A 12456-nucleotide genomic window follows, 5' to 3' on the forward strand; every position below is an offset into this window, starting at 1 on the left:
CGGGCGGCCCGAGGCGGACGCGCCCCGCGACCGCGGCCGTGCCCTCCGGCCCGACGGCGCTCGGCGCGACGTACAGACCACTGCGGTCTGGCCAGCCGTCTCCCCGCCCGACACCGTCCGACCCACAGCGGTCCGGCCCTCAGTCGTCCGGCCCACCGTGGTCTGGCCCACCACCAGTCCCACCCCCGTCCAGCCCGCGGCGGCTGAGCCTGTCGCCGCGACGCCGGCCTCCAGCCGGCCCGCGACCGGCCGGACGGACACCACCCGGCCCGAGGGCACGCCGACGCCACCGGCGCCCCTCACCCCGCCGCCCGACGAGGAGCCGGAGGACTCGCCCCGCGTCGCGGGCGCGCTGCGCACCTGGGTCGAACGGGGCCTCATGGCCGTGCTCGCCGCCCTCACCGGACTCGGGGTCGCCCTGTGGGTCGGGGTCGGCCGGACGACCGCGGTCGTCGTCGCGGCCGGGCTGCTCGTCCTGGTGCCGGTCGCCGCATGGATCGCCGCCTCCGTGCCCGGCCCGGACCACCCCGAGAACTAGGCTGGCGGGATGAGCACCGCGTCCTCCGGCTCCGCCGACCAGTCCAGCAACGACCGCATCGTCTGGATCGACTGCGAGATGACGGGACTCGACCTGGGCGCCGACGCGCTCGTCGAGGTCGCCGTCGTCGTCACCGACTCCGAGCTGCAGGTGCTCGGCGAGGGTGTCGACGTCGTCATCGCACCACCCGCCGAGGCGCTGGCGCAGATGGGCGACTTCGTGCGGACCATGCACACCACGTCCGGGCTGCTGGACGCGCTCGCGGACGGCACGACGCTCGCCGATGCGCAGGCCCAGGTGCTCGCGTACGTGCGCGAGTGGGTGCCCGAGCCGCGCAAGGCCCCGCTCGCCGGCAACTCGGTGGGCACCGACAAGACCTTCCTGGACCGGGACATGCCCGAGCTCATCGAGCACCTGCACTACCGGGTGATCGACGTGTCGAGCATCAAGGAGCTCGCGCGGCGCTGGTACCCGCGGGTCTACTTCGCCTCGCCGGAGAAGCACGGCGGGCACCGCGCGCTCGCCGACATCCTCGAGTCGATCGACGAGCTGCGGTACTACCGTGCCGCGCTCATGCCGGCCGCTCCCGGCCCGGACTCGGCGACGGCCCGCAAGATCGCCGCCCAGGTGGTCGCCACCTCTGTGACCGGACGCGGCGACACGTCGCACTGACCGGCCAGACCCGTGACGACGTGCGGCCTCGTCGGCACGGGGTCGCAACTGCCCGTCGCGACAGCCGGGACCGTCCAGCCGAACGTCGAGGGGGGACCGTGATGGCACGCAGGACGCGGGTCGCCGCGCTCGCCCTGGCGGGTGCGCTCACGCTGACCGGTGCGCTCACCCTGGCGGCGTGCAGCCGACCCGCGAACGAGGCCCCCGTCGTCAACGCCCGCGGCGGGGCCACCGGCCCGGCCACCCTCGCACCGCAGGTCGCCGGGACCAGGGACGACCCGTTGCACCCCGGCCAGTCGCACCTGCTCGTCACCGGGTCGGCGTGGACGGTCGCGCTGCTCGACGCCGACCTCGACGCCGTCGTGGCCACGCCCCAGGCGGTGCCGCCCAACCGCCGCCCAGCTGCGGGCGAGACGTTCGTCGTCGGCACCTTCCGGCTCACCATCTCCGCACCCGCCGTCACCGCGCAGGGCGGGGACCTGGCGTCCGAGGGCGCCTCGGCCTGGCAGTCGCTGCACTACGCCTACGTCGGCGCGGACGGCACGGCCTACGACGGCGCCACGGGCACGCCGTGCGCCACCGCCGCTCCCCTGCTGCTCGCCGACCCGCTGTGGGCCGACGGCGCGACCGCGACCGGGGACGTGTGCGTCGCCGTGCCATCCGCCCAGGTCGCGGGCGGGTGGTGGCGCGTCTCCAACGGCGCGGGCGACGCGCTGTACTTCGCCCCGAAGTGAGAAGGCTCGGCCCCGCGAACGGAGCCGAGCCTCGTGGGGTGGCTAACGGGACTTGAACCCGCGACCCCCTGGACCACAACCAGGTGCTCTACCAACTGAGCTATAGCCACCATGGCCCCCGCACGGGCGGGCCGACGGACAAGTGTAGCGGCTCTGACGAGCGCTGCCGACGCCCTACAGCCGGGCGATCAGCGCCTCGGCGAAACGCTCCGCCGACCCGGCCGCGTGCTCGAAGAACAGCGACGGCTCGATGAGCTCGACCTCGAGGATGACGGGGTTGCCGTCGTCGTTCGGGATGAGGTCGACCCGGGTGTAGAGCAGCGGGCCGCCCAGCTCGGGGAACACGTCGGCCAGCTCGGCCACCACCCGGTCGGCCAGCTCGCGCTCGGCGACGCTCGCCTCACGGAAGGCCATCTTCTCCTCGCGGTACAGCACGCCCTTGGTCTCGTCGGCCCGGTACGGGCCCTCCAGCAGGGCGCCCTTGCGCACGGCGTGGCTGAACTGGCCGTCGACGTACACCAGCGCGGTCTCACCGACGGTGTCGACCTGGGACAGGTAGCGCTGCACCATGACGTGCCGGCCCACGCCCAGCAGGTTCTTGGTGTGCGTGATGGCCAGGGCCCGCTCCTGGGTGACCGACGCGTCATACCGGCCGGTGTCGCGCGAGCCCGCCGAGACGGTCGGCTTGATGACGAAGTCGCCGAACGCCGGGAAGCGGGTGTGGATGCCGCGGGCGTCGAGGTGCCGTTCGGGGTCGAGCCAGATGGTCGGCACGATCGGCAGCCCGCGCTGCTCGAGGTCACGCAGGTAGGTCTTGTCCAGGTTCCAGCCGACCACCTGCGCCGGGTTGAGCAGCACACCGGTGCGCTCGACCCGCTGCGTCCAGTCCGCGAACTGCTGCGGCCGGGAGGTGTAGTCCCAGGTGGAACGGATGAGCACGTGGCCGTAGGTGGCCCAGTCGATCGTCGGGTCGTCCCAGACGACGACGTCGGTCGGCACCCCGCGTTCGGCGAGCGCCGCGCGCAGCTCCTGGTCCGGTCCGTCGAGCTCGGGGAGCTCGGAGCAGGTGGCCAGGGCGAGACGGGCGGTGGAGGTGCTGGGTGTGCTCACCCAGGCAGCGTACCGACGCCCACCGGGGCCAGGTGCTGCAACGCCCGCAGCACGACCCCGGCATCGGCCTGCCCGACCGGTTCACCGGCCTCGTCGAGCACGAGCACCGAGCTCGCGCCGCCGTCGAGCAGCCCGGCCAGGACCTCCCCCAGCTCGGCGTCCAGGGGCACCGTCGGCAGACCGGCGCCGTCCTCGTCGAGGTCGAGCGGGCGCAGGTCGGCCGCGCGCAGCCGGCCGAGGGTGAGCAGCCGGGCGACCCTGCCCCGGCCCACCAGGTCGGCGACCACCTCGTTCGCGCTGCGGGCCACCACGGTGAGCGGGTCGGCGAGCTGCTCGAGGTGCGCCCCCGCGGACAGCACCGCGACCCGGTCGGCCATCCGCACCGCCTCGTCGACGTCGTGCGTCACGAGCATCACCGTCGTGCCGAGCCTGCGCTGCAGGGCGAGGAACTCCTCCTGCAGGCGCTGGCGGCCCACCGGGTCGACCGCGCCGAACGGTTCGTCCATGAGCAGCACCGGCGGGTCGGCGGCCAGCGCCCGGGCCACCCCGACGCGCTGCTGCTCGCCACCGGACAGCTCGTGCGGGTAGCGCCGGGCATACACGGCCGGGTCGAGCCCCACGAGGTCGAGCAGCTCCTCGACCCGGGCCGCGGTGCGTCGCCGGTCCCAGCCCAGCAGCCCCGGGACGGTCGCCACGTTCTGCGCGACCGTGCGGTGCGCAAACAGCCCGACGCCCTGGATCACGTACCCGATCCGCCGGCGCAGGGCCACCGGGTCGACGTGCGTCACGTCCTCGCCCTGCAACCAGATGCGGCCGGAGGTCGGCTCGACGAGGCGGTTGGCCATCCGCAGCGTCGTGGACTTGCCGCAGCCGGACGCCCCGACGAGGACGAGCAGCTCGTGCTCGCGGACCTCCAGGGACAGGTCGGCGACCGCCGGGCGCCCGGCGTACTCCTTGCGCACGTGCTCGTAGACGATCGCCGCTGTCACCCGCACGACGCTAGCGGCAGGCTCCGACAGGCGCGTGTCGGTGGTCGCGGCTAACGTCCGCGACCATGGCCGACGCACCCCCCAACCCGTGGTTGTCCGCGGCCTACCTGCGCGACAACGCCGGTGACGTGGCGGCCGCGCTCGGCCAGCACGTGGGCCTCACGGTGGAGGCCGTCGTCATCGCCTCGGCGATCGCGCTGCCGCTCGGGATGCTCGCGCACCGCCGGCCCCGCCTGGCCGGGCCGCTGCTGTCGACCGCGGGGGTGCTCTACACGATCCCGTCCCTCGCCCTGTTCGCCGTGCTCGCGCCGTACACCGGGATCGGCCGGGTCACCGTGCTCATCGGGCTCGTGCTGTACGCCCTGCTGCTGCTCGTGCGGGGGGTGCTCGTCGGGCTGGCCGGGGTGGACCCGGCGGTGCGGGACGCCGCCCGCGGGATGGGCTACTCCCCCGGCGCGATGCTGTGGCGCGTCGAGCTGCCGCTCGCGCTGCCGACCATGGTCTCGGCCCTGCGGCTCGCCACCGTGAGCACGGTGGCGCTCACGACGGTCGGCGTGGTCGTCGGTGCGGGTGGCCTCGGGCAGCTGCTCTTCCGCGGGTTCCGGTCCAACTACCACGCCGAGATCATGACGGCCACGCTGCTGTGCCTGGCGCTGGCCCTCGTCGCCGACCTGCTGCTCGCCGTCGTCGGCCGGCTCAGCACGCCCTGGCAGGTGCGCTGACATGGACGTCCTCGGCGAGGCCGCGCGGTGGCTCAACGACCCGCTCAACTGGACGGGTCCCTCCGGTGTGCTCGCACTCACCTGGGCGCACGTGTGGATCTCGGTGCTCGCCGTCGCGCTGGCCGCCCTGCTCGCCCTGCCGCTCGGGCTGTGGCTGGGGCGGCGCGGGAAGGGCGCCCGGCTCGCCGTCGTCGTGGCCAACACGACGCGGGCGCTGCCGACGCTCGCGCTGCTCACGCTGCTGGCCGCCAGCGGGCTCTTCGGGGCGACGGCCACGGTCCTGGCCTGTGCGGTGTTTGCGCTGCCGCCGCTGCTGTCCGGGGCGATCGACGGGCTCGAGGGCGTCGACGCCGGTGCCGTCGACGCGGCCACCGGGATGGGCATGTCGCGCTGGCACCGGCTGTGGGCCGTCGAGCTGCCGCTCGCCGTGCCGGTCATCGGCGCCGGGGTGCGCACCGCAGCCGTCCAGGTCGTCGCGACCGTGCCGCTCGCCGCACTCGTCGGCGGGCGCAGCCTCGGCACCATCATCGTGAGCGGCTTCGGCACGCTGCACTACGGGCAGGTGGTGGCCGGCGGCGCGCTCGTGGCCGGGCTCTGCCTGCTCGTCGAGGGCGTGCTCGCGCTCGGCCAACGGGCCGCGACACCCACCGGGCTGCGGGCGCTGGCCCGCACCCCCGACCGCTGAGCGGTTGCCGGCACCGCGCCCACCAGGTCTGATGAGACGAATCCCCACGACGAAGGACATGACCATGCACACCTCACGACTGGCACTGACCGCCACCCTGGCAGCCGGCGTGCTCGCGCTGGCGGCCTGCGGGGCGCCGGGGTCCGGCGGCGGCAAGGCAGCCCCGAGCACGTCGGCGAGCGGGGGTGCGGCCGCCTGCGCACCCGTGGCAGGTGACCAGCTCACCGTGCTCACCGACGACAAGCACCTGCAGAACTCCGACAACGTCATCCCGGTGTTCAACGCCGCGTTCGCCACGGCGAACCCCGGTGCGGTGCAGCTCCTCGACACCGTGTCGAAGGCTCTGGACACACCCGCCCTCATCGCGCTCAACAAGGCCGTGGACGTCGACCGTTCGACGTCCTCGCAGGCTGCGGCCACCTTCGTCGCGGACAAGTCACTGGCCGCCCCGAACGGCTCGGCCGGGGCCGGGGTCACGGTCGTCGTCGGCGCGGCCAACTTCTCCGAGAGCGCGACGCTGGCCGAGGTCTACGCGGCCGTGCTGCGCTCGGCGGGGTACGCCGCCACCACCCAGACGATCGGCAGCCGCGAGACGTACTACCCCGCCCTGGTCTCCGGGCAGGTGGCCGTCGTGCCGGAGTACGCCGCCACGCTCGCCGACTTCATCAACGCCAAGGTCAACGGGGCCGACGCGGCGAGCATCGCGACCCCCGACATCACCGCGACGGTGGCCGCGCTCACCCCGCTCGCCCAGCAGCAGGGCCTGCTGCTCGGCGCACCGGCGGCCGCCCAGGACCAGAACGCCTTCGCCGTCACGACGGCGTTCGCCAAGGAGCACGACGTGGCGACCCTGAGCGACCTCGCGGCCGCGTGCGGGTCGCTCGTGCTCGCAGGGCCGGCCGAGTGCCCCGACCGCCCGTTCTGCCAGGTCGGGCTCGAGAAGACGTACGGGCTGACGTTCAGCGACTTCAAGTCCTACGACTTCGCCCTCATCGCCCAGGCGGTGCGCCACGGCGACGCCGCGATCGGGCTCGTGCTGTCCTCCGACGCGACGCTCGCCGGCTGACGGTCCGGGTCGGCCGCGAGCACCCGGAGCGGGCCCGCGGCCGACCCCACCGCACGACGCAGGTCGGCCCGGCACGTCTCCACGACGCGCCGGGCCGACCTGCGGCTACAGCCCGTACCCCTCGAGGAACCGCAGCCAGACCTCCGAGAGGGTCGGGTAGGACGGCACCGCATGCCACAACCGGTCCAACGGCACCTCGCCGACGACCGCCACCGTTGCGGCGTGCAGCAGCTCGGCCACGCCCGGGCCCACGAACGTGGCGCCCAGCAGCACGCGCGCGTCCTCGTCCACCACGAAGCGCGCCCGCCCCCGGTAGTCCGGGGCCAGTACGGACGCCCCCGCGAGGTTCGCCAGGTCGTAGTCCACCGCCCGCGCCGCGAGGCCCTCGTCCACCGCGCGGGCCAACGTGCGGCCGACCCAGGCGACCTCGGGCCGGGTGAACACCACCTGCGGCACCGCACCGAGGTCCGCGCTGGCCCGGTAGCGCGAGAAGTCACCGGCACCAGCCTCGGCGGCGCGCAGCCGCGGGTCACCACCGAACCGGGCCGCGACCACGTCGCCCACCACCCGGGCGTCGTACTTGCCCTGGTGCGTGGTCGCCGTGCGCCCGGCCACGTCCCCCACCGCGAACAGCCAGCCGCCGTCGACGGCGAGCACCTGACCGGCGTCGTCGACCTGCAGCGGTGCACCGGGCGGCAGGCCGAGGTGCTCCAGACCGAGCCCGTCGAGCGCCGGGCGACGTCCCGTCGCGACGAGCAGCTCGTCAGCGTCGAGCCGGGCCGCGCCAGCGTCCGGGCGGTCGTCGCCACCGTCCGGGCGGTCCGCGCCGCCGTCCGGGCGGTCCGCGCCGCCGTCCGGCCGGTCGAGCACGAGGTGCACCCCCGCCTCGTCGCGGTGCACCTGGGCGAGCCGAGCGCCGGTGCGTACCTGCACACCCGCCGCGGACAACGCCTCGACCACGGCCTCCCCCGCGAACGGCTCAGCCTTCGAGAGCACCCGGGAGCCGCGCACCAGGAGCGTCACCGCCGACCCCAGCGCCGCATAGGCCTGCGCCATCTCGACCGCGACCACCCCGCCGCCGAGCACCGCCAGCCGGGGCGGCACGGTACGGGCCGACGTCGCCTCGCGCGAGGTCCACGGCCGGGCCTCCGCCAGCCCGGGCACCGGCGGGACCACGGGCACCGACCCGGTGGCCAGCACGACGGCGTGCCGGGCGACCAGCTCACGCACCCCGTCGTCCCCTTGAACGGTGAGCGCGCGCGGACCGGTGAACCGGGCCCGGCCACGCACGAGGCTCAGACCGGCACCGGCCACCCACTGCGCCTGGCCGTCGTCGTGCCAGTGCGCCGTCACCTCGTCCCGGCGGGCAAGCACCGCCGTCGGGTCGAGCGAGCCGCCGACCACACCGGGCGCGGCCTGCGCATCGGCCAGTGCGGCACCCGGTCGCAGCAGCGCCTTGGACGGCATGCAGGCCCAGTAGGAGCACTCACCGCCCACCAGCTCGGCCTCGACCAGGGCGACGGCCAACCCGGTGCGCGCGGCCCGGTCGGCCGCGTTCTCGCCGACAGCGCCGGCGCCGATCACGATGACGTCGAAGGTCTCCATCCGATCATCGTGCGGGGTGCGCGCCGACCTCGCAGATCGGGCCGGTCAGGCCAGCGCGTCGACGGCGGACCGCAGCCGCCGGCAGCCGTCCTCGAACGCGGACGGCCGCGGCAGCAGCGACAGCACGAGCGCGCCCGGGGAGACCAGGTCGTAGAACCACCCGGGGTGGACCCACAGACCTGCGTCCAGCAGCGCGGCCGTGAGCTCGTCGTCGCTCACGTAGCGGGGCACGTCGACGACGAGCGACCAGCCGCCGTCGCAGCGCCGCACCCGGTACGGCTCGTCGAGCACCCGTCGCGCGGCCGCGAGGTTGGCGCGCAGCCGGTCACCGGTGGCGGCCACCACCTGCGGGGCCAGGTCGAGCAGCGTGGGCAGCGCGAGCGCGACGGGGGCGCCGACCGACAGCGCGGCGTCGGCGACCTGGTCCAGCCCGCGGCGCACCTCGTCCAGCTGGGCCGCGGGGCCGGACACCCGCACCCAGCCGAGCTTGAGCTGCGGGGCGCACAGCAGCTTGGACAGCCCGTCGAGCACGAACGTGAGGCAGCCGGTGGTGCCCGCCTGCGAGCTCGGGGCGCCGTCGAGCGGGTACGGCGCGAACACCTCGTCGATCACGAGGGCGGTGCCGGTGCGGGCGCACAGGTCGACGACGTGCGCGACCTCGGCCGGCTGCAGATAGGCACCGGTCGGGTTCCCCGGGCTGACCAGCACGAGCACGCGCACCCGCGGGTCCTCGACCACGGCGTCCAGCCGGGCCAGGTCGAGCGACCAGCCGTACGGGTGCAGGTAGTGCACCGGGTAGGTGAGCGTGCCCACCCCGGAGAACCGGGCCAGCGGCTCGACGAGCGGGTAGCCGGGTGCAGGCACCGCGACGAGGTCGCCCGGGTCGGCGAGCAGCGTGAGCAGCCAGCCGTAGAGCTCGGACGTCGAGGCCGCCAGCCAGTAGTCCTCGGGCGAGCCGCCCCGGGTGGCCGCGAGCGCCGTCCGGGCCACCAGGGCCCCACGCGGGTCAGGCTCGTAGGCACCGGCGCGGGGTGCGGCCTGCGCGATGGCGGCCAGCGCGTCGGGGGTGCCCAGACCATGACGCGTCGGGTTGGAGTCCGACAGGTCGAGCACCGGCAGCCCGGCGGCCAGCCGACGCGCCCGCAGCACGGTCGCCTGGTTGGGCTGCTCGCCGGCACCGGCACGACGGGCGAGGACCACACCGGCAGCCTAGGCCGCCGCGGCTCCGGACCTCACGTCCGGGCGGCTCAGCCCCGCACCGGCCCGTCACCGCCCACGGCCCAGGCCACCGGGTCGGTCGGCAGGTCCTCGTCGCGCACGACGGGAGGCAGCGCCGGGTCGTCGGGCAGCTCGACCTCGGCGCGCGCCACCAGGTCACGTGAGGAGACGCCCACCTCGACCACGAACCTCCCGCCCTCACGCCGCCACGCCCCGCTGGTCGCATCGACGTAGGCGAAGTCGCGGCCGGTGAGCTCGACGACGGCGCGGGTGCGCTCACCGGGGTCGAGCGCCACCTTGACGGCCCCCTTGAGCTCGCGGACCGGCCGGTGCACCGCCGACTCGGGGTCACCGACGTACACCTGGACCACCTGCGTCCCGCGCCGGGCGCCGGTGTTGGTCACCTGCACCGTGCAGCGGACCCGACCCGCGGCGGCGTCGAGCACCTCGACGTGCAGGTCGTCCAGGGCGAACGTGGTGTACGACAGGCCGTGCCCGAACGGGTAGCGGATCGGGCGGTCCAGCGCGTCGTACCAGCGGTAGCCGATGAGCACGCCCTCGCCGTAGACGACGTGCCCGCGCTCACCGGTGACCGTGGGCATGCCGGGCGAGTCGGCCAGCTGCAGCGGGTAGGTCTCGGTGAGCCGGCCGCCCGGGTCGGCCCGGCCGAGCAGCACATCGGCGAGCGCCTGCCCGACGCCCTGACCGGCCAGCCCGGTGAGCAGCACCGCGGCCGTGCCGTCGTGCCACGGGTCCATCGTCACGGCCGACCCGGACTGGACCACGACGACGAGCGGCACGTCGAGCGCGGCGAGGCGGCGCAGCAGGTCCACCTGCGCGGGCGGGAGCGCCAGGTCGGTCCGGTCGACGGCCTCGCTGTCGGCCGCCAGCGGCAGCCCGACGACCGCGACCACGATGTCGCTGCCGGCGGCCAGCGCCACGGCCTCGTCGGCCAGTGCCTCGTCGGCGTCGGGGTCGGTGGGCAGCGGCCGCTCCTGGTAGTAGTCGGTGGCGCCGACGCGGTACCCCTCGGCGGTCACGAGCCGGTCGCCGAGCGCGGCCGACAACGCGTCGAGCGGGGTGTCGACCCTCGTCGGACGCACCCCCGCCGAGCCGCCGCCCTGAATGCGCGGCACCCGGGCATAGCCGCCGACCAGGGCGATGCGCGCGGGCGACGCCGGGTCGAGCGGCAGCACGCCGGTGTTGCGCACGAGCGTGAGGGAGGCGGTCGCGGCCCGCCGGGCCAGCTCGTGGTGGGCCGCGGCGCCGAGCAGCTCCTCCTGGGCGGGCGTGAGCGTGTCCCCCGGACGGTGGCCCAAGCCACGCAGCGGCCCGGGGGCCGGGCGGGTGCGGTCCACGAGGTGCAGCACACGACGGGCGGCACGGTCGACGTCGGCCTCGTCGAGCTCGCCGCGCCGCACCGCGTCCACCACCTCGGCATCGGTCCGCCCGCCCGTGCCGGGCATCTCCAGGTCGAGCCCGGCGCGCACCGAGGCCACCTTGTCGTGCACGGCGTCCCAGTCCGACACGACGAGCCCCTGGTACCCCCACTCGTCACGCAGCACGGTGGTGAGCAGCCAGGGGTGCGCCGAGGCGTAGGTGCCGCCCACCCGGTTGTAGGAGCACATGAGGGCCCACGGCTCCGCCTCGCGCACGACGTGCTCGAACGCCGCCAGGTAGAGCTCGCGCAGGGTGCGTTCGTCGGCCTCGACCGAGACGCGGGTGCGCTCGGTCTCCTGGTTGTTCGCCGCGAAGTGCTTGACGCAGGCGCCGACACCCGTGCCCTGCAGCCCGTCGACGTAGGCGGCGGCCAGCCGGCCGGTGAGCCACGGGTCCTCCGAGGGGTACTCGAAGTTGCGGCCGCACAGCGGCGTGCGCTTGAGGTTGACCCCGGGGCCGAGCACGAGGTGCACCCCCATCGCCCGGGCCTCGGCCCCGATCGCGGCCGCCACCTCGCGCACGAGGTCACGGTCCCAGGTGGCGGCCAGTGCGGACAGCGTCGGGAAGCAGGTCGAGGGCAGCCACACCATGTCCTCGCCGGTCTCGGTGCGCAGCCCGTGCGGTCCGTCGCCCAGCTCGACGGCGGGCACCGCGAGCCGAGGAACCGCCTGGGTCCACCAGTCGCCGTCCCCGGACAGCAGCGAGGCCTTCTCGGCGAGGCTCAGCTGGGGCAGCAGGTCGGTGAAGAACACGGCAGGCTCCTTCGGGGGACGCCGGACGACGGGCGCGCGGGGACGGATGGTCAGGACAGGGACGTGCCGGGACGGGCGTCAGGTGGACAGGAACTCGACCGGGTGCGCGGTGGCGACCACCCGCTCGACGAGGCGGTCGTCGAGCCGCACCCCACCGGCCGCGAGCGCGTCGAGCACCGCCCCGGCGAGCGGGGTGCCGCGCGAGACCCGCACCGACGTGCGCGGGTGCCGACGGGCGAGCTCGCGCACCAGCGCCTCGCGCAGCGCCGGGTGCTCGGAGGTGACGACCGACCCGGCGAGCAGCACCGGCAGCCGTCCGTCGTCCAGGCTCTCCCCCACCTGCCGTGCGACCCAGCCGGCGTAGCCGACGAGCGCGTGGGCCTGCCGGTCGACGATGGCCTGGGCCACCGGGTCGCCCTGCCCGGCCACCTCGAGCACGAGACGTGCGGCCCGCCAGCGCTCGGTGTCCGGCCGCGCGTCGAACCGGCGGGTGAACGCGTGGTGCAGGGTCGGCACATCGGGTGCGCCGTACCGTTCGAGCAGCACCGGGGTGAGCGCCGTCGCCGGGCCGAGGCCCATCCAGGCCCTGGTCACGGCCTCGAACGCGGACCGGCCCAGGCCGCCGCCGCCCAGGTCGTCGAACACCCACAGCCCGGTCCACGCCTCGCGCCCGTCGGCCGAGCGCGCACCGATCGCCGGTCCGGTGCCGACCGTGACGCCCAGCCCCACCCCGTCGTGGCTGACCAGCCGCAGCGAGGCCAGCGCGTCGTTGCCGACGTCGACCGGTCCGAGCCCCGGGGCGAAGCGCGCGATCTGGTCGACCCAGAACCGCGCGTCCTCCGGCCAGTCGGCCCCGGCGAGCCGGAACACCGCCGCGACCGGGTCGGCGGGGTGCAGCCCGGCGTCGTCGAGCGCCTGCCGGACG

General features: G+C 75.3%; 12 protein-coding genes and 1 tRNA gene. 6 read left to right on the top strand and 7 right to left on the bottom strand.

Annotated features, from left to right (window positions below; all coding sequences use genetic code 11):
* Positions 1 to 157 precede the first annotated feature (157 nt).
* The 3 genes from F2B26_RS10550 (at position 158) to F2B26_RS10560 (ending at position 1944) form a co-directional block, all read left to right on the top strand.
* A complete protein-coding gene (locus F2B26_RS10550; protein ID WP_159809108.1) occupies positions 158 to 538 on the top strand; it encodes a hypothetical protein in 381 nt (126 codons plus the stop codon).
* 9 nt (positions 539 to 547) lie between these two features.
* Complete coding sequence (gene orn / locus F2B26_RS10555) at positions 548 to 1210, top strand: oligoribonuclease (protein ID WP_159809110.1); 663 nt, start codon at positions 548 to 550, stop codon at positions 1208 to 1210.
* Positions 1211 to 1311: 101 nt separating this feature from the next.
* Positions 1312 to 1944: a hypothetical protein gene (locus F2B26_RS10560; RefSeq protein WP_159809112.1), complete on the top strand. Its 633-nt coding sequence runs from the start codon at positions 1312 to 1314 to the stop codon at positions 1942 to 1944.
* Positions 1945 to 1978: 34 nt separating this feature from the next.
* Here the strand turns inward: F2B26_RS10560 and F2B26_RS10565 are convergent.
* From F2B26_RS10565 to F2B26_RS10575, 3 genes are all read right to left on the bottom strand, one after another.
* Positions 1979 to 2054: transfer RNA gene (locus F2B26_RS10565), tRNA-His, on the bottom strand.
* A 64-nt stretch (positions 2055 to 2118) separates the two neighbouring features.
* Positions 2119 to 3054 carry an ATP-grasp domain-containing protein gene (locus F2B26_RS10570; RefSeq protein WP_159809114.1) on the bottom strand — a complete coding sequence of 312 codons (936 nt, stop codon included), beginning with the start codon at positions 3052 to 3054 and terminating at the stop codon, positions 2119 to 2121.
* The gene (locus F2B26_RS10575) at positions 3051 to 4043 is read right to left on the bottom strand and encodes an ABC transporter ATP-binding protein (protein ID WP_235929609.1); all 993 of its coding nucleotides are present in this window, start codon (positions 4041 to 4043) and stop codon (positions 3051 to 3053) included. Before F2B26_RS10575 ends, F2B26_RS10570 begins: the two co-directional genes overlap by 4 nt.
* A gap of 65 nt (positions 4044 to 4108) precedes the next feature.
* Between F2B26_RS10575 and F2B26_RS10580 the strand changes: the two genes are divergently transcribed.
* The 3 genes from F2B26_RS10580 (at position 4109) to F2B26_RS10590 (ending at position 6516) form a co-directional block, all read left to right on the top strand.
* On the top strand, positions 4109 to 4765 hold the full coding sequence (locus F2B26_RS10580) for an ABC transporter permease (RefSeq protein WP_159809116.1): 657 nt from the start codon (positions 4109 to 4111) through the stop codon (positions 4763 to 4765).
* A 1-nt stretch (position 4766) separates the two neighbouring features.
* Complete coding sequence (locus F2B26_RS10585) at positions 4767 to 5450, top strand: ABC transporter permease (protein WP_159809118.1); 684 nt, start codon at positions 4767 to 4769, stop codon at positions 5448 to 5450.
* 64 nt (positions 5451 to 5514) lie between these two features.
* Entirely contained in the window at positions 5515 to 6516 is a 1002-nt protein-coding gene (locus F2B26_RS10590; protein ID WP_201292701.1) for a glycine betaine ABC transporter substrate-binding protein, read from the top strand.
* Positions 6517 to 6621: 105 nt separating this feature from the next.
* Here F2B26_RS10590 and F2B26_RS10595 read toward each other — a convergent pair whose 3' ends face one another.
* The 4 genes from F2B26_RS10595 to F2B26_RS10610 all read right to left on the bottom strand — a co-directional run.
* Positions 6622 to 8121 (bottom strand): dihydrolipoyl dehydrogenase family protein, encoded by a 1500-nt coding sequence (locus tag F2B26_RS10595; RefSeq protein WP_159809122.1) that lies wholly within the window; start codon positions 8119 to 8121, stop codon positions 6622 to 6624.
* A gap of 45 nt (positions 8122 to 8166) precedes the next feature.
* Positions 8167 to 9321, bottom strand: a complete 1155-nt coding sequence (locus tag F2B26_RS10600) for a pyridoxal phosphate-dependent aminotransferase (RefSeq protein WP_159809124.1) — start codon at positions 9319 to 9321, stop codon at positions 8167 to 8169.
* A gap of 47 nt (positions 9322 to 9368) precedes the next feature.
* Positions 9369 to 11531 (bottom strand): glycoside hydrolase family 3 C-terminal domain-containing protein, encoded by a 2163-nt coding sequence (locus tag F2B26_RS10605; RefSeq protein ID WP_201292702.1) that lies wholly within the window; start codon positions 11529 to 11531, stop codon positions 9369 to 9371.
* A 78-nt stretch (positions 11532 to 11609) separates the two neighbouring features.
* The coding region (locus tag F2B26_RS10610; protein ID WP_159809126.1) for a hypothetical protein at positions 11610 to 12456 on the bottom strand (847 nt) is incomplete at its 5' end.

Source organism: Cellulomonas citrea, from assembly GCF_009829685.1.
GTDB lineage: Bacteria > Actinomycetota > Actinomycetes > Actinomycetales > Cellulomonadaceae > Cellulomonas > Cellulomonas citrea.

Excerpts from the sequence above, each read along its gene's own strand:
- orn (WP_159809110.1), top strand. The coding sequence starts at position 548 with ATGAGCACCGCGTCCTCCGGCTCCGCCGACCAGTCCAGCAACGACCGC.
- F2B26_RS10560 (WP_159809112.1), top strand. The coding sequence starts at position 1,312 with ATGGCACGCAGGACGCGGGTCGCCGCGCTCGCCCTGGCGGGTGCGCTC.
- F2B26_RS10580 (WP_159809116.1), top strand. The coding sequence starts at position 4,109 with ATGGCCGACGCACCCCCCAACCCGTGGTTGTCCGCGGCCTACCTGCGC.
- F2B26_RS10585 (WP_159809118.1), top strand. The coding sequence starts at position 4,767 with ATGGACGTCCTCGGCGAGGCCGCGCGGTGGCTCAACGACCCGCTCAAC.
- F2B26_RS10590 (WP_201292701.1), top strand. The coding sequence starts at position 5,515 with ATGCACACCTCACGACTGGCACTGACCGCCACCCTGGCAGCCGGCGTG.
- F2B26_RS10595 (WP_159809122.1), bottom strand. The coding sequence starts at position 8,121 with ATGGAGACCTTCGACGTCATCGTGATCGGCGCCGGCGCTGTCGGCGAG.